The following is a 21,811-nucleotide window of genomic DNA, read 5'->3' as shown; positions in this document are numbered from 1 at the left end:
TACCTTGGTGGGGCAGACCCCGTACCCCGGTCTGCCCCGCCGTTGTGTCCGAGGGGTGACAGATGGACGTCAACGACAAGCAGACAGGCACGACCGTGCTGGTCGTGGACGACACGGCGGACAGCCGGTACGCCCTGGCCGCCGTGCTGAGGCGCGCCGGTCACCGGGTCGTCCCGGTCGCCACCGGCTCCGAGGCGCTCGACGAGATCGACGAACGGCTGCGCAAGGGGAACCTCCCCGACGTGGCCCTGATCGACGTGAACCTGCCGGACATGAGCGGCTTCGAACTGTGCCGCCTGCTCAAGGAACGGCCGCGCATGGCCGGCCTGCCCGTCGTGCACTGCTCGGCCGTGTCCGTGGTCCCGGGTAACCGCTGCGAGGCGCTGGACGAGGGCGCCGAGGCCTTTCTGACCATGCCCGCCGAGCCCGAGGAGATCGAGGCGGCGGTCCGGGCCGCGGTGCGGGCAGCCAGGCTGCGGGCCGACGGCCAGGCGCTGGTGCGGCGGCTGACGCTGCTCTCGGAGACGATCGTCACCATCCAGGCGGCACGCTCCGTGCAGGAACTCGCCGACGCCGCCGCCGACGGCACCGCGCGGCTCACCGGCTCGCCCGCCGCCGTCTTCCTCCTCGACCAGGACGACGAACTGTACTGCGGCCTCTCCTCGGACCGCAGCTCGGTCGCCCTGCCGGACGAGGGCGCCCACCGGACCGTGGCCGGTCTGCTGCGGCGGCTCACCCGCGGGCAGGCCGGGGTACAGCTCACCACGGTGCCCGCACCGCTGTGGCCCGCCGGGTTCTTCCGGCCCGGCGTGCAGCACGACGCCCGGCTGGCACTGGTCGTCACCCAGGACGGCAAGGCCCCGGTGTGCCTGGCCGCGCCCACCCGCGGGCTGCGCCGGGCGGGCCCCGAGGCCGAGGCCCTGCTCGCCCGGCTGGCCCAGGCCACCGCGCTCGCCGCCGAGCCGCTGCTCATGTACCAGGTCGAGCGGCACGTCGCCCTCACCCTCCAGCACAGCTTCCTGCCCCAGCCGCACCGGCTGCCCGACCTGCCGGGCGTGGACGTCGTGGTCCGCTACGTGCCCGCCTCCCGGGAGACCGAGATCGGCGGCGACTTCTACGCCGTGCTGCGCACCCGCGACGGAGGGCTCGCCGCGGTCGGTGACGTCGTCGGGCACTCGCTGGAGGCGGCGACGGTCATGGTCGAGATCCGGCACGCGCTGCGCGCCTACTGCCTGGAGGAGAGCGACCCGGCCGTGCTCGCCGAGCGCCTCGACCGGATGCTGCAGAACTACCACCCCGACGTCACGGCCACCGTCTGCCTGGCCCTGATCGACCCCGCCACCGGGCGCACCCGCATCGCCAACGCGGGCCACATCCCGCCGCTGATCATCCGGGACACCGGCAGCGCCGACTACACCAAGGTCTCCGGTCCGCTGCTCGGCGTGGGCCTGCCCCATCCGCCGCCCACCGAGCTGTTCCTCGAACCCACCGACCGGCTCCTCATGGTCACCGACGGCCTGATCGAGAACCGGGGCACGGACCTGGAGGTCTCGATGGAGCACCTCCGCGCGGCCGCCACCGGCTCGCTGCCCGGCCTGGACGCCCTGTGCGACACACTCCTGGCCTGCTTCGGCCACGAGCGCGAGGACGACATCGCGATGCTGGCGCTGCAACTGAAGAACTAGAGCCCCGGCATTAAGGTGGTCCCCGTCGTCCTAGAACAGGAGTGCCCATGCCGCAGATCATCGTCGACTACTCCGCCGAGATGGCTCCAGCCTTCGACCGGGCCGGTTTCGCCCAGGCCCTGCACGCGGCGGCCGTCGAGATCGCGGCGGCGAAGCCGGAGGCGTGCAAGACGCAGTTCCGTCGCAGCGAGTACACACTGGTCGGCTCCGAGGACGAGGGGCACGCGGTCGTCCACGTCACGATCGGCCTGCTCGCCGGGCGCACCGACGAGACCAAGGCGAGGCTGACCGAGGCCGTCGTGGCGCTGCTGCCCAAGCACGTGGAGGACGACGGTCTCGCCCTGCACGCCGCCGTCGAGGTCCGCGACCTGGACCCGTCGTACCGCAAGCTGGAACGCTGAGCGGCCTCCTCGGACCGCTCAGGAGCCCAGCGCGATCAGCCGGGCGACCAGGTCGGTGAACGGGCCGTCGGTCGGTTCCTCCTTGAACATGTGGCGGATCAGCGCGGCCATCTCCTCGTCGTAGGCGGCGCTCACGGCGGCCAGCGCGGCGAAGTCGTGCACGAGCTGGGCCTCCAGCTCGCGGCGCGGGATGCGCCGGCCGTCCAGCCAGATCAGCGCGGTCGACTCGGCGAGCGAGATCCAGGAACGGATGACCAGTTCCAGTCGGGCGGGCGGGTTCTCGACGCGCAGATGCGAAAGGATCTGGTCATACGCGGCCTGCCGTACGGAGTCGATGAGCGCGTTCGTCGTCGAGGAGCCGACGGCCGGGCCGCCGCGCATCAACGCCGAGAAACCGGGCCCGTGATCGTCGACGAAGTCGAAGAACCGGTGCATCACCCGCAGTAGCCGGGCCCCCAGCGGACCCTCCCGCGGCTCGACGAACCGACTCGCCAGATCCTCCGACGCACGCTTCAAGGCGGCCTCGTACAGGCTGAGTTTGCCGGGGAAGTAGTGGTAGACCAGCGGGCGTGAGATGCCGGCGGCCGCGGCTATCTCGTCGATGGAGACCTCGTCGGGCGAGCGACGGCTGAACAGGTCGAGGGCGACGCCGATCAACTGCTGCCGCCGCTCCTCGACACCCAATCTGCGGCGTACCCCGGTAGTCATACGAACACCTTACCGATCGGATCCGGCCCCGAACGGACCGGACCGGCCAGGGGTGTTCACGTATCCGGCACGAGACGATCACCGCGGTGTCAGTCAGCGCAGGGCGTCGATCGGCCGTCCGCTCTCCAACGTCCCCTTCAGGCCGGCCTGAGCTCCTGCCTTCGTCTTCACGGCCAGCAGGTTGCCCTGCGTGAAGCCGCCGACGCCGCCCGTCGTCGTGATCGACGCCGTGTCCCGGTCGCCGGCCGCCAGCAGGTACCAGGACCCCGCCTCCGACTTCCACAGCACCCCGGCCAGCACATGCGGGTCGTGCGGGCCGCAGGCCGGTACGTTCTCGGCCTTCGCCGCGACCGCCCCGTACGGCCCGCCCGGCGTGCGGAACTGCGCCAGCACGCGGGTGCCGCCGCCGCGCCAGGTCTCGGCGCGGGTGCACACCCACGAGGCCGAGCCGCTCGCGTCCGGCAGCGGCTGCCTGGCGTACTCCCAGGCGTTCACGGACCGTACGCCCTGTGAGCGCACGGCGGACAGGGAGCAGACGAAGGGTGCCCAGGCCCGCTGAGCCGCCGCACCGGACGCGTTGCGCTCCGAGCCCGGGCGACCGGTGGTGAGGCGGGCCGGAACCAGTTCGCCGAGGTCGGTCGACAGGCGGGTGCCGGTGGCGTCCGTCAGCTGGAGCGCGTTCCACGAGGTGCAGGCGCCGGTCTGCTGGGCGGCGCTGGCCAGCGGTGAGGTGACGCCGTCCGTCAGGGTGAGGTCCATCGCTCCCGAGCCCGGCTTCAGCAGGTCCCGCTCGGCCGCCTTCTTCACCCAAGGGGCCGTCAGATAACGGACGTTGCCGTCGGCCCGGCCCAGCACCACCGCGCTCGCCCCGGCGCCGGTCGCGCCGTCGACCCGCGCGAAGTCGAGGGCGGCACCCTTCGTGCTGTCCTTCGGTTCGGCGTACCGGGCGATGCGCAGACCGTCGTAGAGGATCACCACGCGCGCGTTGTCCACGTCCCCGGCGTACAGCAGCTGCGGCGGGCCGGCCGGGCCGCCCGACGGGGTGCCTGGGGTGGCGGAGACCTGGACGGTCTCGCCGGGGCGGGCCCAGACGGCGAGGGCGCGGCGCAGCAGCGCCTTGTCGCCGGTGAGCTCGCCGCGGGCGGGCCAGACGGAGAAGTCGGTGCGCGCGGCGGACTGCCACGCGGTGGCCGGGACCTTGGTCAACCGACCGGGATCCAGGGCGGCCTGGGCCGCCGGGTTCTGCGCGTACGACGGGGCGGCGGCGCCGTCGGGTGCCCAGCCGTCGCCGGGCATGCCGAGCAGCGCCCCGCACACGGCGACGGCCGCCGCGGCGGCGAGGGCGGCCTTCATGTGCTGCCGGCGCCGCATCAGGTCGGTGGGCCGCGCCTGCAGCGAACAGGGGTCGAACTCGGGGGAGTCGAGCAGCGCGTACTGCGCGGGGACCGCGGCGGCCTCGTCCAGCGCGGCGTCCACGTCGTCGGCGCCCGCGGCCGTCAGTACCTCGCGTACGTCGCCGTCCGGGAGTTTCTCCAGGCCGCGCAGCACGTACGCGGCGCGGGCCGGACCGGACAGGGCGGACAGCCGCTGGTCCAGGGTGAGTTCGTCGGCGCCGCCGGAGCGCGGGAAGAGGCGCAGGCCCCACACCTGGGGGAGCAGCGGCGGCAGCTGGGACCGCTTGGGCCACGTCCTGAAGGTCAGCGGCAGGCCGGCCTCCAGTGCGGTACGCAGCACCTGGAGGCGGACGAAGGCGTAGCCGGGGTCGGCCTCGCGGCCCGTCGACTGGGCCGGGATCACCGGCGCGGGCGTCCGGCCCCGGGGCAGGGCGCGCTGGGTGAGCGCGTGCGCGGTCAGGACGCGCCGGTTGCGGCCGAGGCCGGTCGGCAGCACCAGATAGGCGAGCCGGACGAGGCGGGGGTAGTGCTCGACGAGCGCCGCCTCGGCCTGCTCGACGTCGACGAGCGGGTCGGACGACGAGGAAGCGGTGGCGGAGCCGGAGCCGGGTGCGGGGCGCGGGGCGACATCCTGTGACTGCACGTTCAGCAGAACGAGCGAATCGGTGGTTGGTCACCGCCACCCGGGGGACTCAACCCTCGGGTGCGACCAGGGCCCGCGCGTAGTTCGCCATCGACCGCCGGTAGCACGGCAGATGGGGGGCGAGGGCGCCCAGGACGAGGGAGAGGCCCTCGCGGTCGCGGCCGAGACTCGACAGACACAGGGCGAGCGTCGCGCGTACCGCGTCGTCCAACTCGTCCGAAGGACCGTCCAGTTCGGGTGTCAGCAGCTTGACACCCTCCGCCGCCTGCCCGATGTTCCGCAGGGAGCTGGAGAGCTGGATCTTGGCGCGCCGCCCCTTGTAGCCGTCGAGGCCGCGCGCGATCGCCTCCCGGTACAGCGGAACGGCCTTGTCCGAGTGGCCCGTCGAGTCCCAGGCGCAGGCCTGTTCGAAGGGGCCGAGCGGGCTGTCCGACGGCAGCTCGGCGACGAGTGCGTCGATCACCGCGCGGAAGTCGGCGGCATCGTCCTCGGCGTAGTCGTCGAAGGTCGCCCAAGCGGCGATCACGCGGTCTTCCCAGTCCTGGTTCACCGGGACACTTTCGCACGGGTGTGCCCGTCGGGGTGGCGAATTGAGCACGGTGGGCCCCGGAGCCGTACCGAAGGGGACGGGCCCCTTGCCGGGCCCGGCCGAGGCATGGTCCGATGCAGGCGACCGGAGGAACAGATGAGGGTGACCCGACCGATGCTCGCGCTGAGCGGCGCGGCGCTGGCGCTGGCGCTGGCGGGCTGCGGATCCGGCGAGGAACAGGACGCCGTGCCCGAGACGGCCACCGGCAGCCTGGAGCACCTGGCCGCCGAGGTGAAGTGCACGCCGAACATGCAGACCGACGCCGACGAGATCCGCCAGGCCGTCTGCCAGAAGTCCGAGGCCGGCAAGTTCATCCTCGCGACCTTCAGCACCGACCGCGGCCAGCGCGAGTGGATCAACGGGGCCAAGGACTACGGCGGTCACTACCTGGTCGGCCGCAAGTGGGTGGCCGTGGGCGAGACCAGCACGGTGACGGCGCTGCGGGACACGCTCGGCGGCGACATCGAAGAAGGCACGGACCACTCCGCGCACGAGTCGCACGAGCCCTCCGAGAGCGCGACGCACTCCGGTCACTGACCAGCACCGGCACACGAAAGAGCCGGCGGTGAGGAATCCTCACCGCCGGCTCTCTCAGTGCGCTACTTGCACTTCTTGCCGGTGTTGATGCAGTTGACCATCTTGTTCATCAGGTTCGTGGAGAAGAAGTTGATGAAGTCGTTGTGGTCGGTGATCGGCTTGTGCAGCTGCTCCGGGAAGGTGTCCACCGCATACGGGTTCACGACCGCGCCGTTCTCGAGCGTCGGGGCCGGTACGTCGTAGACCAGTTTGACCTGGAGCTGGGGGATCGCCTTGAAGCCATTGGCGCAGGTGCCGTCGGCCTGGACGAACGCCACGTGGGTGCGGTGGTTGGCGCTGTCGATGTTCTGGCCGTCCCAGCAGCTCTGGAAGTTGGTCGTCCGGACCACCTGGCTGCCCTCGGGGCAGATCGGGTACTGGTCCTTCAGCTGCACCTTGTTCTCGAAGCCGGTGCAGCTCCAGTTCACGTTGGCGTTGGCGTTGCCGTTGACGAACGCCTTCGCGTCACCGGTGATGATGCGCAGGGCCGACGGCATCGCGACGACCTTGCCCTTCTTGTTGCCGACGAACTTGAGCTGCGCCTGGGCGGGCTGGAGGATCTTGCCGACGTTGCCCTCCTTGCCGCCGCCGTCGTTGTTCTGGTCGAAGTCCTGGGTGCCGTCCTGGACACGCAGCACCGGCCAGAAGTACGAGGACTTGTCGCCCTGGTTCTGGCAGCTGGTGGTGGCCGCCGCCAGCTCCTCGTCACTCGCGAAGGCGTCGTTGTTCTGGTTGCCGACGTAGTCGTGCAGGTGGTGCGCGCCGTTGGTGACACCGGGGGCGACGATCACGTTGTCCGTGTTGTGGTTGTCGTTCCCGTTGGTGCCGCAGGACGAGGTGAAGGTGCCCCGCGAACCGCTGTTCCCGTTCGCTGCGAGCCCGTTCGCGCCCACGCCCACCTGGGCGTTCTGCTGGACCGTCGTGATGTCCACGAAGTCCGCCGCCGCCGGGCCGTTGCCGCCCTGGCCGCCGTTGCCCTGCTGCTGGCCGGCGTCCTGGCCGTCGCCACCCTGCTGCTGGCCGTCGCCACCCTGCTGCTGGTCGCCGGCGTCCTGGCCGTCGCCGCCCTGCTGTTGGTCACCGGTGTTCTGACCGTCGCCCTGCTGGCCGTTGTCGGCCTCGCCGGCGTTGGTCTCGGGGGCGGCGGTCTGCGTGGTGCAGGGGGCGAGCTGGCTCAGCGAGTTGGCGTCCACCGAGCCACCGACTCGCTGGATGTCGATCCTGATGCGGTCGATCGTCGCGGCCCGCTTCTCCTTGAGCGGGCCGACGATCGCGTTCTGTACGAAGCTCGCGTCGCCTGTCTGCGCCTGGCGGGTGGAGGCGAGACGGGCGTAGGCCTCGGTGATCTGCTTGTCGAGGTTCGCCAGCTCCGTGTCGACGCCGGTACGCGCCTTGTCGGGCACGTCCGTCAGTTGCTGGCCCACGTCCGGGCAGGCGATGGTGGCGACCTGCGCGGCTGCGGCCTTGGTCTGGTTCTGCGACGAGGTGTTCGACTCGTGCGCCGAAGCGTAGAAGTTCGCCCAGATCAGCCCGCCCCCACCGAGCGCTAGGGCCGCCGATGCGGCTATGGCCTTGGTGGCCAGCGGCGTACGGCGTTTACGTGTATTGCGTCCCATGGAACTCCTCTGACTTCCTTGCGGGGCTATCGAGGCGCCCGACAGGAGTGAAGCGGCTCCCCTGAATACGCAAGTGGTCCCACAGGTGTTCAGCCGTCTCAGAAATTGATGAGAGATTCGCGAGACAATTCGGTTTCAACTGCCCCGCAAGTACGCGGAGTTGATGACCCCTCACAGGGGGTGCCCGGGCGGGGTCCCGGTTTCAGCGGCCGTGGTCGAGATACGCGAGAACCGCCAGGACGCGACGGTTGTCGTCGTCCGACACCTCCAGGCCCAGTTTGGCGAAGATATTGGCGGTGTGCTTGGCGATGGCCCGTTCCGTGACCACGAGCTTGGCGGCGATCGCCGCGTTGGTGCGGCCCTGCGCCATCAGTTCCAGCACCTCGCGTTCCCGGGGCGTGAGCCGGCCGAGCGGCTGGTCCGCGGCCGACCGCCGGGACAGCAACTGCTGGATCACCTGCGGGTCCATCGCCGTACCGCCCGCCGCGACCCGCCGTACCGCGTCCACGAACTGCTCCGCGTCGAACACCCGGTCCTTGAGCAGATAGCCGACCCCGCCACTGCCGTCGGCGAGCAGCTCACGCGCGTACAGCTGCTCCACGTGCTGCGACAGCACCAGCACCGGCAGGCCAGGTCTGTCCCGGCGGGCGTTCAACGCGCACTGCAACCCCTCGTCCGTGTGCGTCGGCGGCAGTCGTACGTCCACCACCGCGACGTCCGGCTCCAGTTCGGCCAGCGCGGCGGCCAGCTCCGGCCCGCTCTCGACGGCCGCGGCGATCTCGAAGTCGTAGGCCTGAAGGAGCCGGACGAGTCCGTCGCGCAGCAGGAACAGGTCTTCGGCTAGGACAACACGCAAGGGATCTCCATGGTGACCATGGTGGGACCGCCCGCGGGGCTGCTGACGGCCAGGACGCCGTCGAATGTACCCAGTCGCCGCTCGACCCCGGCCAGGCCCGAACCGGCTCCGGTCGTCGCGCCGCCCTTGCCGTTGTCGGTGACCGAGATCCGCAGCATGCCCGCGCCTTCCGCGACGTGATGCAGGTCGACCCAGATCCGGTCGGCGTCCGCGTGCTTGACCGCGTTGGTGAGCACCTCGCTGATGGCGAAGTAGGCCGCCGACTCCACGGGCGCGTCCGCCCGGCCGGGCAGGTCCACCCGCACCTCGGTGGCGACGGGCAGCCGCAGCGCCAACGCCCTCACGGCGTCGCCCAGTCCGCGCTCGGCGAGCACCGGCGGATGGATGCCGCGCACCAGGTCCCGCAGCTCGACGAGGGCGTCCACGGACGACTGACGGGCCTGCGCGAGCAACTTCTTCGCCTGCTCCGGGTCCTTGTCCAGGAGCATCTCGATCGTCCCGAGGTCCATGCCCATCGCGACCAGCCGGGCCTGCGCCCCGTCGTGCAGATCGCGCTCGATGCGCCGCAGTTCGGCGGCGGAGGTGTCCACGGCGTCGCGGCGGGTCTCGGTCAACACCCTTACTCGCTCGGCCAGTTCGTCCTGGCTGGGGGTGAGCACCGCCCGGGTGAGGCGGAAGTGGAGCCGAAGCGCGCTCACGGCGTACCGGTGGCCGACGACGAGGAGGACGGCGCCCAGAGCCGCGGCGCCGAAGGCGGACGCCTGTCCGTCGACCGGGACGAAGCCGTACCAGTACGCGCCGTCGGCGCCGCTCACGGCCCGCCACAGCCCGGCCGCCAGCGCGAACCCCTCCAAGGGGTAGAAGACCAGGACGGTCGGCAGCAGCGCGGTCACGAACCCCGCCGTCATGTCCACCTGCAGCCAGCGCACGTCCCGCCAGGTCGCCGGGTCCCGCAGCAGTGCGTAGGTGCGCTTCCACGGGTTGGCGGTCTCGGGCAGCGGCCGGTACGCCGAGGGTATGTGTATGCCGCACCACCTCTGCGCGAGTTCACGGCGGTTGTCCGCGAGGGCCCGCACCCCGGTCAGGATCCACGGGGTCGTGACGACGCCGATGCCGAGCGGAATCAGCGTGATGGAGACGAGGGCCAGGACGTAGCACGCGATCGTGAAGGGCAGGACCGCCACGGCCAGCACAAGCCCCTGCACGGCGGCGAGCACCATCCCCCGGGCCTTCGAACTCCCGCCGCCGTCTTTCGTGTCGGTGTTCATGCTGTCAGTCTGGCCGACCTCTTCGGCGCGGGCACTGGCCCGAAGCCCCCGGTCAGGGGGTGGTGTCAGGTACACCACCCACGTCGGGTCCACTCGCGAGTACCTTGGCCTCCACCTCCGGGTCCAGACCCAGGGACGGCCGGTCCGGGCGCTGCGGCGCCGTCCCGCCGATCGCCCGCAGCCAGCCCCAGGTGTCGGCGACGGTCTCCCCGACCGGGCGGCAGGACAGTCCCGTCGCCACCGCACGCGAGACGTCCGCGGCGTGCAGCGCGTCGTGCATGTCCGTGCCCGGCGGCACCCACACCGGCAGCTGCGTCCACGGCTCGATGCCCGCGCCGAGGACGATCTCCGGCTCGGTCCAGCGCAGTTCGGCGTCCGAACCGGTTACCTGGACGCACGCCTGGAGCAACTCGCCCATCGTCGCGTGCCCTTGAATGCTCTTCAGGTTGAACGGCCCGCTCAGCCCCCGCTCGACCGCCCCGAGGATCCACTCGGCGAGGTCGCGGACGTCGACGTACTGCAGGGGCAGCTCCCGCGGGCCCGGCGCGAGGACCGGGCCGCCGCGGGCGATCCGGTTCAGCCACCAGGGCAGCCGGCCGACGTTCTCGTACGGGCCGAGGATCAGCCCGGCCCGTACGAGGACGGAGTCCTCCTCGCCGAAGGCGTCGACGACGGCCAGCTCGGCGCCGCGCTTGTCGCGGGCGTAGTCGGTCGTGTCGGCGTCCGGCTCGGCGCCCTCGACCAGGGGCGCGTCCTCGGCGTACCCGGCGGGCGGGGCCCAGGCGTACACCGAGCTGCTCGACACGTACACATACCGCTCGGTGCGACCCCGCAGCAGCCGCGCCGCCTCGTGCACCGCCCGGGGCGCCGCCGACCAGGTGTCGACGACCACGTCCCAGTCGCCGTCCGCTCCGGCCAGGACGGCGAGACCGTCGGGCGCGGTGCGGTCGCCGTGCAGCGACCGCACGCCGGCCGGAGGCTCGTGGCGCCCCCGGTGGAAGACGGTCACCTCCCAGCCGCGCCCGAGGGCCGCCTCGACGACGGCCCGTCCCGCGAACTCCGTACCGCCCAGCATCAGAAGTCTCATGCCGGTGACTGTGCCCCGCTCGGCCGCGGGAGGGAACCCCGATCTGCCGTCGGCAGAGCGGGGTCAACGCCCGGTCGGCGGCGCGTACTTGTAGCCGACCCGGCGCACCGTCTGGATCGCCCGGCGGTTCTCGGAGCCGAGTTTGCGGCGCAGCCGGGCGATGTGGACGTCGACCGTGCGGCCGTCGCCGACATGGCCGTACCCCCACACCGTGGTGACCAGCTGGTCGCGGGTGTGCACCCGGTGGGGGTGGGTCACCAGATGCGCGAGCAGCTCGAACTCCAGGTAGGTGAGGTCGAGTTCGCGCCCGTTCACCTCGGCCGTGCGCTGCACGGTGTCGATGCGGACGAGCGGGTCGACGGCGTCGGCGCCGGGCTCGCCGGCCTCCGGCGCGTCAGGCACCGCCACGGGCAGGAACGGCGGCTGCTGGTCGGCCGGGACGAGCACCAGGTAGCCGATCATCGGCGGCCGGCCCGGCAGGGTGGGCAGGGTGTGCGGGGGAGCGGGCAGCCAGGTGGCACCCGGCGGCAGGAACTCCGCGACGTCGATCACCTCGTCCCGGTCGACGGCCCGCAGCCGATGACGCGAACCGTCGGGGGAGGAGGGAACGGCGGTGGACAGGGAACGAGTGGTCGCCATGAGATGTCAGCTCTTTCGCGCGAGGTCCGACGAGGGGAACGTACGTCGTGCGCGCTGGCCGAAGGCCGGGATGTACGGCTTTAGAGGGCCGGCGCGTTCATCGCGCGGCGACACACCCGGTCGAAGTCGTGGTGCTGACGGGAAGGCCAGAACGGCTCGAGGTCATGGCGACCCGTCGAGGTGTGGTTCTGGAAGCTGGCCATGCCCCCATTGAAGCAGACACAAGCCCGCAACAGGAGCCTCCTCCCACTGCTTGGACACCTGCCTGGCGTGAAGTCGCTCTCGTCCGACACGCGGAAGGGGCGCCCGCCGAGATGGCGGGCGCCCCTTCCGGGAAGCTGCGGGAATCAGATCTGTCCGGCCTTCTCCAGCGCGGAGCAGCAGGTGTCGACGATCAGTCGGGTGACCAGGTACGGGTCGACGTTGGCGTTCGGGCGGCGGTCCTCGATGTAGCCCTTGCCGTCCTTCTCGACCTGCCACGGGATGCGGACCGAGGCACCACGGTTGGAGACGCCGTAGGAGTACTCGTTCCACGGGGCGGTCTCGTGCAGACCGGTCAGGCGGTCGTCGATGCCGGCGCCGTAGTGCTTGACGTGGTCGAGCGGCTTCGAGCCCTCACCGAGCGACTCGCAGGCGGTGATGATGGCCTCGTAGCCCTCGCGCATCGCCTTGGTGGAGAAGTTGGTGTGCGCACCGGCGCCGTTCCAGTCGCCCTTCACCGGCTTCGGGTCCAGCGTCGCGGCGACGCCGAAGTCCTCGGCGGTGCGGTAGAGCAGCCAGCGGGCCACCCACAGGTGGTCGGAGACCTCCAGCGGGGAGACCGGGCCGACCTGGAACTCCCACTGGCCCGGCATGACCTCGGCGTTGATGCCGGAGATCGCGAGGCCCGCCTTCAGGCAGTTCTCCAGGTGCGCCTCGACGACGTCACGGCCGAAGATCTCGTCGGCGCCGACACCGCAGTAGTAGCCGCCCTGCGGGGCCGGGAAGCCGCCCTTGGGGAAGCCCAGCGGGTAGCCGTCCTGGAAGAACGTGTACTCCTGCTCGATGCCGAAGATCGGCTCCTGGGCGGCGAACTTCTCGGCGACCTCGACCAGCGCGGCACGGGTGTTGGACTCGTGCGGCGTCATGTCGATGTTGAGGACCTCGCACAGGACGAGGATGTCGTCGCCGCCGCGGATCGGGTCGGGGCAGGAGAAGACCGGCTTGAGGACACGGTCCGAGGAGTGGCCCTCGGCCTGGTTCGTGGAAGACCCGTCGAAGCCCCAGATCGGCAGCTCGGCACCCTTGTCGCCATCGGCCATTATCTTCGTCTTGGAACGGAGCTTGGCCGTCGGCTGGGTGCCGTCGATCCAGATGTACTCAGCCTTGAAGGTCACGGGCCACTTCCTTCGGGGTGTGTCTAGACGCACTTGCGGGTGCTGCGGCGCTGCGGCACTGGGGCACCGCTTTCAATGCCAGGCAGCCTGTCAACAGGCGATTTCCCGGTCATTGCTCGAATGTGAACCCCGTGTTACCTGGTCGTGCTGTGGCGCGACTCACGCTGTGAGGGGCCGCACGGCGCGCAGAGGGCCACGGAGAGCGGCATTCGGAGCGCCGCGGAACGGGGCGCGGAAAGGGGCTGCGAAATGAAGCGCCGAGGCGGCTCGTATGCGATGGGGTTGAGGTACGGGCGCCGGGGCGTCCGGGACGCGGACATGCCGGTCCCGCCACCCCTGGCCGGGGGTGGCGGGACCGGTGACACGTACGGTTACCGGCGTCCTGGCATCACCCCACCTTCTCGATCACTGCCCGGCGGATCAGGAACTTGCCGGGCTCCCGCACCTGTTCGAAAGCCGCGTTGTTGAGCAGGACACAGCTGCCGGAGACCGAGGTGACCTCCACCGTCGTGGACTTCCGGTTGTCCAGGTTGGTGACCTTCAGCTTCGTGCCGGCCGGGAACTGGTTGCTGGACGCGGCCGGGGCGCCGTCCTCGCCGGACAGGGTGACGGTCGAGCCGTTGCACACCTGCTGGCCGGAGGCGGCCTGCGCGGGCGGCGTGGTCCGGGCGGGTGACGCGGCCGGTGCGGCCGGCGTGGTCCGGGCGGGTGACGCGGCCGGTGCGGCCGGCGTGGCCGCCTGTGCCGGCTGCGTCGCCTGGGAGCCCTGAGCCGACTCCCCGACGACGCACCCGGACGCCTCCTGCTGCACCTTGATCTGTGCGATGACGGCCTCGCGGTTGGCGATCCGGGCCTCGGACTGCGCGTCCGGGGCGGCCCGCTGGCCGTCGATGAACCGCTGGTTGTTGCCGAGGGCGGTGGCGAGTCCTTGGCAGACGGTCGACTCGGCCGCCGTCTGCGGGGACTGCGCGGCGTTCGAGGTGGCCGCCATGACGAAGGCGCCGCCTCCCGCCACCGTCGCGGCTCCCGCCAGCAGCGCGAGCTTCTTCTTCGTGCCCAGCGTTCTCTTGCGTGACATGCGCGGCTCCTGAGAGGTAGGGGAGCGTACGCCGTCATGTACGAGATACCGAACGAAGTTACTCAGTGGTTACAGGAGTCACCAAAGTGGTGCGCATCACACCGGCGTCAGCTCTTCCCCTGCTCGTAGGCCGCCACGGTGTCGTTGACGTACCGGAGCAGCCCCTCGGTCTGGCGCGTGAGTTCCTCCTCCCCGGTCTCCGCCCCGTCGGCCCACTGCCCGTTCGCGAACACCACCGAGCGCACGGTCATCAGCCGCCGGAAGACCCCCGCCGAACCGGGCGGCACGGTCGGCCGCCCCGCCTCGGACGGCGGGTCGAGCGAGACCACCTGATACGTCACCGGATCCATCGAGGCCAGCGTGAACACCGCCGAGGCCTCCTGGACGCGCCGGAAACTCAGCACGCTGACCGTCACCTGCGAACGCCGCTCGGTGTCCGTGAACAGTGCGGCCGTCAACCGGACGCAGCCCTCGCCCTGTTCGAGCAGGGCGGCCAGCTCGGGAGACACGCCGCGGGCGCAGTCCGTCGTGGTGGCGAGGTCGACACGGTGGTGCCGGGAACCGTCCTTGAGGCGCACGTTCTGCTGGGGAAACGCCCGCTCGGGCCGGATGACGGGCCGCGCCAGGAGGGAGGGCAGGGCGGTCGGGGCGTCGGAGGGGAGGGAGGCGGTGACGGAGGGGACAGGGGCGCCGGAGTCCGTGCCGGCCGATGTCAGCGGGGCCGTCGTCGTCGTCGCTTCGTCCCCCTCGCCGCCGCCCGCGTACGTCACGGCGCCCGCGGCGATCGCGGCCACGAGGACGACTCCCGTGCCGGCGGCGACCGCGCGCCGGGTGCGGCGGCTTCTGCGTATTCGCTCCTGCTCGGCCACCCACTGAGCGTACGGGTCGGGGGTGCGCGGGGGCATTCCTTGATCACCGAAGGTCATGGCGGCGGAGGGTAACAGTGCGAGCGCCCTCAACTCCCGCCGCCCGACAAACGGTTGACTATCGGGACAAGGCGTCCCGTACGGCCTCGTCGGTGCGGGCCACCACCGCCGTACCGTCCTCCGCGGTGATGATCGGACGCTGGATCAGCTTCGGATGCTCGGCGAGGGCGGTGATCCAACGCTCGCGCGACGTCTCCTCCCGCGGCCAGTCCTTGAGGCCGAGCTCCTTCGCCGCGGCCTCCTGGGTGCGGGAGATGTCCCAGGGTTCGAGACCGAGGCGATCCAGGACGTCCCGGATCTCGTCCTCGCTCGGCACGTCCTCCAGATAGCGGCGGACGGTGTAGTCCGCGCCCTCCGCGTCGAGCAGGGTGAGCGCGCTGCGGCACTTCGAACAGGCCGGGTTGATCCAGATCTCCATACGGCCCACGGTACGCGAAAACCCGTCCTTCACCCGCGCCCCAGCACCCCCGAAAGCCTTGTGGCCAGGGCCTTTTGTCAGTGCCGGGCAGTAGAATAGAAGCAGTGTTCGAGGGTGTCGCCGGGGTGTCGAGATCCCCGGGGTCGATGCCCTGACCGCGACAGGAGGATGCCTGTGCCCGCTGCCGCACTGAAGCCGAAGCCGTTGCCCACCCAGTCCACCGCGAAGCGCTCCGTGCTGCTCGACATGCCGTACGCACCCGTGGAGAAGCGCCCGCTGCCGCCGGGGCGTCCGCGTGAGTGGTACGTCAGCCACAACCGCCGCCTCAAGGCGATGCGCCTCGCGATCGCCCTGCTCGACTCGGGCGTCTTCATGCCCAACCAGGCCCGCAACGAGACGATACGGAGCACGGCGGAGTCGATCGGCGTCCACCCGCCGTCGGACACGACGTGCCACATGGTGCGGGCGTTGATGCGTTACTCGCGGTGAGCGTCTGGCGCCGGGTGCCCTGTGTCTGTACGGGGCACCCGGCGCCGACGTTGCCGTCCCTGGGGGCTCCGGCCCCAGACCCCCGTACCTTTGCCCAACCCACCACCCGACTCGGTCAGCTGAATGGCTCACCACTCCTCCTACCGATTCGGGTGGTGGGCGGGCGAAGGCCGGGGGTTCCAGGGGGGCGCAGCCCCCTGGGGACGGGACGGGAAGGGGCGGCGGGGGCGAGAAACCGCCGGTGCAGAATCGCCCCATCGCCTACCTACGCCGACAACTCCTTCTCCACCGGCGTCCGGAACCGCGGCGTCACCCTCGTCATCCCCACCCACCCCCGCAACCGCTCCGCCTCCGCCTCGATCGCCGCCTCCGCATCGCGCCCCACCCCCTCCGTGTCGAGCAACCGCCACACGATCTCCCCGTCGGCCCGCTGGGCCCACCCGCCCACCACCCGGCCGTTCCACCACACCGTCGGCCCCACGTTGCCGCTGTAGTCGAACAACGCGGGCCGCAACTCCGGCGCCAGATACCAGTCCCGCTGCTGCCAGCCCATCGCCGTGGGATCGAGCGCCGGCAGCAGCGCGGCCCAGGGCTCGGCCGGCTCCGCCACCGGGCCGACGTCGCCTTCGACGACGTACCCCACACCCTCGTCCAGGGACACCGGCCGCGCCCCGATCGCCGCCAACGCCCGGCGGACGTCGGTCACTCTCCACCCCGTCCACCACTTGAGGTCGGCCTCCGTGGCCGGGCCGCACGCGGCGAGCCAGCGCCCGAGCAGGGATGCCTGGGCCTCAGCCTCGTTCAGTTCGGGGTGCGCGGGGGCCAACGCCCAGCGGAACTGGCTGGACGTCCACGAGCCGAGCGGCCGGCCCCGGACGACCTTGCCCTCGACGCCCAGCACCTTCAGCAGCCGCGTCGAGACGGTGTGGACGCCCTGGTAGCTCTTCCCGGCCGCGTACACGAACTGCTCCCGCAGCCTCGGCTCGTCCTCGGCGAGCTCCGCCGCCGTCGCCTGCCCGCGCCGCGCCAACGCGGACAGCGCCGACTCCTCCACCTCCTTCAGCCAGGCCGCGTCCGGCGCGCCGGCCTTCGCCATGTCCTTCAGCAGCTTGGCCCGCTCCCGTGCGGCGACCGTGAGGCCCGTGGAGGCGTGCACGACCGCGGTCAGATCCGTCGGGAACACGAAGACCGTGTGCCGCATGCCGTGCATACGGACCAGCGCACGGTCCTCGTACAGCGCCCGGCCGGTCTCCGACACGGTCCTCGCCGGGTCCGCCAGCCGCGCGCCCACGGCCAGGTACACCGCCGCGGGGTCCGAGCCGTGCAGCGCGACCAGCCAGTCGGCGACCTCCTCAGGACTCGCCGCCCGTGCTGCCCCGGCCAGCCGGTGCCGCAGTGCGAGCCGCGCCCGCCGCTCCGCCACGCCGAAGTACCGCTCCTCGTCACCCATACCGGCATCCTCCCCGACGGCACTGACAATCGGACCGCCCCGAGGCCCGGCTGCCGTCACTCGATCGCCGTCCGCCGCGCCGGGGCACCGGGGCGTCGCCGGGATGATCCCGCCGACCTCGCGGCGTGCGCCCGGCGGTGCGGCACGGCGCCGGCCCGCGCACCCGCCCGTTCCGGCGACCGCATCGCGACCGCCGGCTACCTGGGTGGTGCGGCCGCCCTCGAACGCGCCTCGCCGACTTCGCCCTCGCCTACGCCGACCGGACCACCATCAGGCGTACGCCTCCAGCAGTCCGGTCACATACGCCTCCAGCCGCCCGCCCAGCACCTCGGCCGTCAGGTCGGTCCGGCCCAGCTCCCGCCAGGGACCCGCGAGCTTCGCCGCGTCGGGGGCGTAGCCGAGGGCGTCCAGCAGGCGCCAGTACAGGTGGTCGGGTCCGTCGGCGAGGCGGCGGCCGCCGTGCGCCTCGTAGCGGGCGCGGAAGCCGAGTCCGTACCCGGGGCCGTGCAGCAGGGCCAGGGCCGTCGAGCAGTGGGCGACGTCCAGATCGGCGGGGCCCCACGACGTCTCGACCCAGTCGACGACTCCGCTGACCCGCAGTCCGTCGCCGCCGCCGTCGAAGAGGACGTTCCCCGGGTGGAAGTCCCGGTGCAGGAAACAGCCCTCGTAGGACGGGGGTTCGCGGCGGATCACGTCCACCGCCCGCTCCCACGGCGCCCCCGACGGGACGACCGCCCGCTCCGGTGACGTCCACGCCTGGTACAGGCGCGGGCGATCGTCAGGTACGACCTCGTGGATCCGCACGAGTTGCGCCGCCAGCAGGTCCAGGCGCCGCTCCAGCTCGGCGGTGTCGTCCTCGTCGACGCGCACCCGGCCCGGGAGCAGCGACATCAACAGCGAGGGGTGGTCGCAGAGTTCGGCCGACGCGTCGACGGCGACCGGCCGCGCGGCGGGAATGCCGTCCTGCCCGGCGAGGAGCGCCAGGACGGCCGCCTCGCGGGTCAGCAGCCCCGGGGCATGCAGGCGGAAGAACGGCTTCACGAAGGTCCGCAGCACCAGCCCGGTGCCGTCGTCGAGGGTGAGGCGGCGCATCTGAGAGCTCCAACCGCCGGCCAGCGGAAGGCTCTCACGGACCGTACGCCCCTCAGGGAGCTGCTTGGCCAGCCAGGACCGGGTCGCCGCCCAGCCCTGGGCGAGAACGGCCGACACGAACTCCCGCCGGTCCTCGGTGTGATCCCGCAGCCACAGCCCCAAGTGGTGGTCCGCGTTCGGCAGTTCAAGGCGCGTGAACTGCGCGCGAGCGCACAGCGCGTCCTGCACGGCCTCGGTCACCTCGGGCGGGATCACCGCGTCCGTCCCCGGGACCGCGAGCACCGCACGCCCCTCGTACGCCCGGAGCACGTCGAGTGCGGGTGACGTACGCCAGCTCCCGGGGGTGCGGATGATCGCGCTGAACCGGTCGTCGCCCGCCCCGAACGGCACGTCCCACACCTCGCCCGCGTACACCGCGGGAGCGCACAGCCCGAGCGCCGTGACCCGGTCGCCGTAGTGCGCGGCGAGGTCGGCGACCGTCTGGCCGCTCATGCTGAACCCGACCAGGATCAGCGGCCCGCCCGCCGGGACGACCGCGTCGACGACCGCCACCGCCTGCTCGAAGCGCCGACGCAGGCTCAACTCCCGTAAGGTCCCCGTGCTTTCGCCGTGCCCGGAGAAGTCGAAGGCGAGTCCGCGGCAGCCGTGCGCCACGAACTCCGCCAACAGCGGGAGCAACCGCTCCTTGGTGCCGTTGCCCGCTCCGTGCAGCAGAACGACGGTGGCCCGGTCCGGACCACCGTCGTCACCGCCGTACACGCCACTGAGCTGTTCACCGGCGTGACCGTATGTGAAGAAGGAGGGCTCGCTCATGCGCCCATTCTTCTGCGAGGTCGTGGTCGGCGGCGACGAATAAAAGGAGATGCACGCCCAGTGACCGCCTCCCTACGCTGGACAAGCGTCGAGGAAGTGCCCACCACCGGGTACCGCAGGACAGGCATCACCCCGCGGACCCGGGGCTACTCTCTACGCACCGACGGACGGCCGCCCACCCCCGGCGCCCCGTCGGAGCACCGATCACCGCTCGGACCAACCACGCCCACGGAGGCCCGTCATGGGCACCATCGTCACATCCGGGACCGTCGTCCTGGTCGTTCTCGGATTCGGAAACCACATCTGGTGGCTCGCCGCCGTCGCCGTGCTCTTCCTGTACATGCAGTACGGACGCGGCGCGTCCGCGCCCTCGTCGTCGACGGGGGGATCCTCGGCGGGGCCCAGGCCCTCGAGCTACCGCGCGTATCGCGACCGCCGTGACAAGCAGGCCAAGTGGGAGCGCCGCTACCGCCGTGAGCACCCCTTCGAGGCACGCCGTCAGGAGCGCGGGAAGAGCAAGTGAGACTGCTGATGATCTCGGTAGCCTCGTGATCTCGGTGATCTCGGTGATCCCGGCGGCCCTCGGTCGTCGTCACAGCCCGGGGGCGCCCCACACCGGGAACCAGCGGCTCAGGTCGGGCTCGATCCGCAGATCGTCCCCCAGCGCCGCCTTCACCCGCAGTTCCAGTGCGTTGTCGCGCCGCTGCCCCTGGCCGGGCAGCGGCGCGAACGGGTAGAAGGTGCCGCGCTTGTAGAGGTAGACCAGCGCCAGCGACCGGCCCTCCGGATCCTGGAACCCGGCCAGGGAGCACAGCAGTTGCGGCCCGAAGCCGTTGACCTCCATCGAGCTGTTCACCGCGTGCAGGTCGTTGACCAGCAGCGGCAGCTGGTCGGGAGTGCGCTCAGACACCAGCCACGAATACCCGTAGCCGTCCCGCCGCAGCTCCACCGGCGGCCCGTCGCGGTCCGTGTCCGCGTCGAGCAGGGCCTGGACCTCGCGGTGCGTCTGCTCGAAGGCCGCGCCTTCCACCGTGGCGAAGCACACCGCACCCCGCCCGGTCGGCGTGAAGGAGGCTGCCGCCTCCAGCGTCACAGCCGCCGACGGCAGCGCGAAGAGCTGGTCGAGATCGGGTGCGACCGGCTTCGTGCGGCCGAGCAGGATGTCCAGCAGCCCCATCCTCAGCCCGACCTCCCCGGCCTCGCCGCCTCGCCCAGCTCACCGGAGATCCGCCCCAGCTGCTCCAGCCGCTGCTCCAGGCTCGGGTGGGTGGAGAAGAGCCGCGCCACTCCCGGCTCGGCGCCCAGCGCGGGGGTGAAGTAGAAGGCGTTGAACGCCTGGGCCGTGCGCAGGTCCTTGCTGGGGATGCGGGCGATGTCGCCGGTGACCTTGGTGAGCGCGGACGCCAGCGCCGAGGGCCGGCCGGTGAGCAGCGCCGCCGCCCGGTCCGCCGCCAGCTCCCGGTACCGGGACAGGGCCCTGATCAGCAGGAAGCTGATCGCGTACACGGTCGCCGACACCCCCATCACGGCGGCGAAGACCACGGCGGTGTTCTGGTCCCTGCGGCCCCCGCCGAACAGCTGCGAGTAGAACGCGAACCGCACGATCAGCCCCGCGATCACGCCGAGGAACGAGGCGATGGTGATCACGGCGACATCCTTGTGCGCCACATGCGACAGCTCGTGCGCGAGGACGCCCTCCAGCTCCGCCGGCTCCAGCCGCCGCAGCAGCCCGGTCGTCACGCAGACGACGGCGTTGTCGGCGTTCCGTCCGGTCGCGAACGCGTTCGGCATGTCCATCTCCGACACGGCGACCACCGGCTTGGGCATGTCCGCCAGGGCACACAGCCGGTCGACGACGGCATGCAGCTCGGGGTACTCCTCCCGCTCCACGACCCGTCCACGCATCGCGAACAGCGCGATCCGGTCGGAGAACCAGTACTGCGCGCCAAGCATCGCCGCCGCGACCACCACGACCAGCACCCACGACTTCAACAGCACGACCAGCGCCGCGACGAAGGCCACGTACAACAGCCCGAGCAGAAACATCGTGACCGTCATCCGTACGGTCAACCGCCGGTCGCTCCGAAAGCGGCTCTGCATGTTGCATCACCCTCAGCAGTCAGGCACTCGCCCCACAGCCCAGTGTGCACCCGCCCCGTCCCATGAAGCGGTCGCGATCACCCCTAGGACCAGCAAAGGCTCAGCCCCCGATCCGGGCTCCCACTTCCTCCCTTCAGCACGTACTCGCTGGGGCTCCCGGGAGGCCGGTTTCCTACGCGACCTGGCCATGGGGGCACAGCGGGTCGTCGGCGTCCTCGCGCATCTCTAGTACGGCGCCCGGAAGTTGGCGTATCCCAGCAGCAGGATGATCGCCGCCACACTCCCGAGCACGATGACCGTCGACATCCACGACGACCGGCGCGGCCCCGCCGGGTCGGGATCGGCGCGGAACGGCTGCGGCTCGGGCGGGTTCTCCTTCCAGCGCGCGGCCAGCATCCTGGCCCGCGCGGAGGGCTCCTTGTGCTCGGCGTTGTCGGCCCACTTGAGGTCGAACTCCCGCTCCGCGTCGTCCTGTTCGTGCATCCCCGTTACCTCTCCCATGTCTGGGTCGAACAACCGTGTCAGTGTCAGCAAGGATGATCCCCTGACCATGACAGGTCTGTGAAGCGAGGGATCAGCCCATGTTCCGCCCGGCCGGAGGGTCCCG

23 protein-coding genes are annotated in these 21,811 nt (G+C 71.5%); 5 read left to right on the top strand and 18 right to left on the bottom strand.

Annotated elements, in window-relative coordinates; translation table 11 throughout:
• The first annotated feature begins 62 nt into the window (after positions 1-62).
• The gene (locus tag ACFYO2_RS02580) at positions 63-1,685 is read left to right on the top strand and encodes a SpoIIE family protein phosphatase (RefSeq protein WP_388342947.1); all 1,623 of its coding nucleotides are present in this window, start codon (positions 63-65) and stop codon (positions 1,683-1,685) included.
• Between the two features lie 47 nt (positions 1,686-1,732).
• The gene (locus ACFYO2_RS02575; RefSeq protein WP_388342944.1) at positions 1,733-2,086 is read left to right on the top strand and encodes a 5-carboxymethyl-2-hydroxymuconate Delta-isomerase; all 354 of its coding nucleotides are present in this window, start codon (positions 1,733-1,735) and stop codon (positions 2,084-2,086) included.
• A gap of 18 nt (positions 2,087-2,104) precedes the next feature.
• Here the strand turns inward: ACFYO2_RS02575 and ACFYO2_RS02570 are convergent, their stop codons facing one another.
• From ACFYO2_RS02570 to ACFYO2_RS02560, 3 genes are all read right to left on the bottom strand, one after another.
• The gene (locus ACFYO2_RS02570) at positions 2,105-2,794 is read right to left on the bottom strand and encodes a TetR/AcrR family transcriptional regulator (protein WP_388342941.1); all 690 of its coding nucleotides are present in this window, start codon (positions 2,792-2,794) and stop codon (positions 2,105-2,107) included.
• A 93-nt stretch (positions 2,795-2,887) separates the two neighbouring features.
• Complete coding sequence (locus ACFYO2_RS02565; protein WP_388342938.1) at positions 2,888-4,831, bottom strand: hypothetical protein; 1,944 nt, start codon at positions 4,829-4,831, stop codon at positions 2,888-2,890.
• A 49-nt stretch (positions 4,832-4,880) separates the two neighbouring features.
• A complete protein-coding gene (locus ACFYO2_RS02560) occupies positions 4,881-5,381 on the bottom strand; it encodes a tetratricopeptide repeat protein (RefSeq protein WP_388342935.1) in 501 nt (166 codons plus the stop codon).
• Positions 5,382-5,516: 135 nt separating this feature from the next.
• On the opposite strand from ACFYO2_RS02560, the gene ACFYO2_RS02555 reads away from it, so the two are divergent.
• Entirely contained in the window at positions 5,517-5,957 is a 441-nt protein-coding gene (locus ACFYO2_RS02555; RefSeq protein ID WP_388342932.1) for a hypothetical protein, read from the top strand.
• 62 nt (positions 5,958-6,019) lie between these two features.
• On the opposite strand, the gene ACFYO2_RS02550 is transcribed toward ACFYO2_RS02555, so the two are convergent.
• The 10 genes from ACFYO2_RS02550 to ACFYO2_RS02505 all read right to left on the bottom strand — a co-directional run bounded on the left by ACFYO2_RS02550 (position 6,020) and on the right by ACFYO2_RS02505 (position 15,260).
• On the bottom strand, positions 6,020-7,612 hold the full coding sequence (locus ACFYO2_RS02550) for a DUF1996 domain-containing protein (RefSeq protein WP_388342929.1): 1,593 nt from the start codon (positions 7,610-7,612) through the stop codon (positions 6,020-6,022).
• Between the two features lie 202 nt (positions 7,613-7,814).
• Complete coding sequence (locus ACFYO2_RS02545) at positions 7,815-8,468, bottom strand: LuxR C-terminal-related transcriptional regulator (RefSeq protein ID WP_388342926.1); 654 nt, start codon at positions 8,466-8,468, stop codon at positions 7,815-7,817.
• Positions 8,453-9,736 (bottom strand): sensor histidine kinase, encoded by a 1,284-nt coding sequence (locus tag ACFYO2_RS02540; protein ID WP_388342925.1) that lies wholly within the window; start codon positions 9,734-9,736, stop codon positions 8,453-8,455. The genes ACFYO2_RS02545 and ACFYO2_RS02540 overlap by 16 nt, the downstream gene beginning before the upstream one ends.
• Before the next feature lie 52 nt (positions 9,737-9,788).
• Entirely contained in the window at positions 9,789-10,823 is a 1,035-nt protein-coding gene (locus ACFYO2_RS02535; RefSeq protein WP_388342922.1) for an NAD-dependent epimerase/dehydratase family protein, read from the bottom strand.
• Between the two features lie 63 nt (positions 10,824-10,886).
• Positions 10,887-11,462 carry a winged helix-turn-helix domain-containing protein gene (locus ACFYO2_RS02530; RefSeq protein ID WP_388342919.1) on the bottom strand — a complete coding sequence of 192 codons (576 nt, stop codon included), beginning with the start codon at positions 11,460-11,462 and terminating at the stop codon, positions 10,887-10,889.
• 80 nt (positions 11,463-11,542) lie between these two features.
• The gene (locus ACFYO2_RS02525; RefSeq protein ID WP_388342916.1) at positions 11,543-11,665 is read right to left on the bottom strand and encodes a hypothetical protein; all 123 of its coding nucleotides are present in this window, start codon (positions 11,663-11,665) and stop codon (positions 11,543-11,545) included.
• A 144-nt stretch (positions 11,666-11,809) separates the two neighbouring features.
• Entirely contained in the window at positions 11,810-12,838 is a 1,029-nt protein-coding gene (gene glnII / locus ACFYO2_RS02520; protein ID WP_388342914.1) for a glutamine synthetase, read from the bottom strand.
• 388 nt (positions 12,839-13,226) lie between these two features.
• A complete protein-coding gene (locus tag ACFYO2_RS02515; protein ID WP_388342911.1) occupies positions 13,227-13,916 on the bottom strand; it encodes a hypothetical protein in 690 nt (229 codons plus the stop codon).
• 107 nt (positions 13,917-14,023) lie between these two features.
• Positions 14,024-14,842 carry a hypothetical protein gene (locus ACFYO2_RS02510; RefSeq protein ID WP_388342909.1) on the bottom strand — a complete coding sequence of 273 codons (819 nt, stop codon included), beginning with the start codon at positions 14,840-14,842 and terminating at the stop codon, positions 14,024-14,026.
• A 58-nt stretch (positions 14,843-14,900) separates the two neighbouring features.
• On the bottom strand, positions 14,901-15,260 hold the full coding sequence (locus tag ACFYO2_RS02505; protein WP_388342905.1) for an arsenate reductase family protein: 360 nt from the start codon (positions 15,258-15,260) through the stop codon (positions 14,901-14,903).
• A gap of 174 nt (positions 15,261-15,434) precedes the next feature.
• On the opposite strand from ACFYO2_RS02505, the gene ACFYO2_RS02500 reads away from it, so the two are divergent.
• Positions 15,435-15,749 carry a hypothetical protein gene (locus ACFYO2_RS02500; protein WP_388342902.1) on the top strand — a complete coding sequence of 105 codons (315 nt, stop codon included), beginning with the start codon at positions 15,435-15,437 and terminating at the stop codon, positions 15,747-15,749.
• A 265-nt stretch (positions 15,750-16,014) separates the two neighbouring features.
• On the opposite strand, the gene ACFYO2_RS02495 is transcribed toward ACFYO2_RS02500, so the two are convergent.
• The gene (locus ACFYO2_RS02495; protein WP_388342899.1) at positions 16,015-17,199 is read right to left on the bottom strand and encodes a winged helix DNA-binding domain-containing protein; all 1,185 of its coding nucleotides are present in this window, start codon (positions 17,197-17,199) and stop codon (positions 16,015-16,017) included.
• 270 nt (positions 17,200-17,469) lie between these two features.
• Positions 17,470-19,104, bottom strand: a complete 1,635-nt coding sequence (locus ACFYO2_RS02490) for an alpha/beta fold hydrolase (protein ID WP_388342897.1) — start codon at positions 19,102-19,104, stop codon at positions 17,470-17,472.
• Positions 19,105-19,345: 241 nt separating this feature from the next.
• Between ACFYO2_RS02490 and ACFYO2_RS02485 the strand changes: the two genes are divergently transcribed.
• Positions 19,346-19,627, top strand: a complete 282-nt coding sequence (locus ACFYO2_RS02485) for a hypothetical protein (RefSeq protein WP_388342894.1) — start codon at positions 19,346-19,348, stop codon at positions 19,625-19,627.
• Between the two features lie 69 nt (positions 19,628-19,696).
• On the opposite strand, the gene ACFYO2_RS02480 is transcribed toward ACFYO2_RS02485, so the two are convergent.
• The 3 genes from ACFYO2_RS02480 to ACFYO2_RS02470 form a co-directional block, all read right to left on the bottom strand.
• On the bottom strand, positions 19,697-20,281 hold the full coding sequence (locus ACFYO2_RS02480; RefSeq protein ID WP_388342892.1) for a hypothetical protein: 585 nt from the start codon (positions 20,279-20,281) through the stop codon (positions 19,697-19,699).
• 2 nt (positions 20,282-20,283) lie between these two features.
• The gene (htpX, locus tag ACFYO2_RS02475; RefSeq protein WP_388342890.1) at positions 20,284-21,204 is read right to left on the bottom strand and encodes a zinc metalloprotease HtpX; all 921 of its coding nucleotides are present in this window, start codon (positions 21,202-21,204) and stop codon (positions 20,284-20,286) included.
• Positions 21,205-21,429: 225 nt separating this feature from the next.
• A complete protein-coding gene (locus tag ACFYO2_RS02470) occupies positions 21,430-21,687 on the bottom strand; it encodes a hypothetical protein (RefSeq protein WP_388342888.1) in 258 nt (85 codons plus the stop codon).
• Between the last annotated feature and the right edge of the window lie 124 nt (positions 21,688-21,811).

This window comes from Streptomyces sp. NPDC006602 (genome assembly GCF_042870385.1).
Taxonomy (GTDB): Bacteria; Actinomycetota; Actinomycetes; order Streptomycetales; family Streptomycetaceae; genus Streptomyces.
The sequence above is the reverse complement of the archived record's forward strand: the minus strand, read 5'-3'. Positions and strand labels throughout refer to the sequence as shown.

Coding starts and splice junctions, on each gene's coding strand:
- ACFYO2_RS02580 (WP_388342947.1), top strand. CDS start 63: ATGGACGTCAACGACAAGCAGACAGGCACGACCGTGCTGGTCGTGGAC.
- ACFYO2_RS02575 (WP_388342944.1), top strand. CDS start 1,733: ATGCCGCAGATCATCGTCGACTACTCCGCCGAGATGGCTCCAGCCTTC.
- ACFYO2_RS02570 (WP_388342941.1), bottom strand. CDS start 2,794: ATGACTACCGGGGTACGCCGCAGATTGGGTGTCGAGGAGCGGCGGCAG.
- ACFYO2_RS02555 (WP_388342932.1), top strand. CDS start 5,517: ATGAGGGTGACCCGACCGATGCTCGCGCTGAGCGGCGCGGCGCTGGCG.
- ACFYO2_RS02550 (WP_388342929.1), bottom strand. CDS start 7,612: ATGGGACGCAATACACGTAAACGCCGTACGCCGCTGGCCACCAAGGCC.
- ACFYO2_RS02540 (WP_388342925.1), bottom strand. CDS start 9,736: ATGAACACCGACACGAAAGACGGCGGCGGGAGTTCGAAGGCCCGGGGG.
- ACFYO2_RS02535 (WP_388342922.1), bottom strand. CDS start 10,823: ATGAGACTTCTGATGCTGGGCGGTACGGAGTTCGCGGGACGGGCCGTC.
- ACFYO2_RS02530 (WP_388342919.1), bottom strand. CDS start 11,462: ATGGCGACCACTCGTTCCCTGTCCACCGCCGTTCCCTCCTCCCCCGAC.
- ACFYO2_RS02525 (WP_388342916.1), bottom strand. CDS start 11,665: ATGGCCAGCTTCCAGAACCACACCTCGACGGGTCGCCATGACCTCGAG.
- ACFYO2_RS02515 (WP_388342911.1), bottom strand. CDS start 13,916: ATGTCACGCAAGAGAACGCTGGGCACGAAGAAGAAGCTCGCGCTGCTG.
- ACFYO2_RS02510 (WP_388342909.1), bottom strand. CDS start 14,842: ATGACCTTCGGTGATCAAGGAATGCCCCCGCGCACCCCCGACCCGTAC.
- ACFYO2_RS02505 (WP_388342905.1), bottom strand. CDS start 15,260: ATGGAGATCTGGATCAACCCGGCCTGTTCGAAGTGCCGCAGCGCGCTC.
- ACFYO2_RS02495 (WP_388342899.1), bottom strand. CDS start 17,199: ATGGGTGACGAGGAGCGGTACTTCGGCGTGGCGGAGCGGCGGGCGCGG.
- ACFYO2_RS02490 (WP_388342897.1), bottom strand. CDS start 19,104: ATGAGCGAGCCCTCCTTCTTCACATACGGTCACGCCGGTGAACAGCTC.
- ACFYO2_RS02485 (WP_388342894.1), top strand. CDS start 19,346: ATGGGCACCATCGTCACATCCGGGACCGTCGTCCTGGTCGTTCTCGGA.
- ACFYO2_RS02480 (WP_388342892.1), bottom strand. CDS start 20,281: ATGGGGCTGCTGGACATCCTGCTCGGCCGCACGAAGCCGGTCGCACCC.
- htpX (WP_388342890.1), bottom strand. CDS start 21,204: ATGCAGAGCCGCTTTCGGAGCGACCGGCGGTTGACCGTACGGATGACG.
- ACFYO2_RS02470 (WP_388342888.1), bottom strand. CDS start 21,687: ATGCACGAACAGGACGACGCGGAGCGGGAGTTCGACCTCAAGTGGGCC.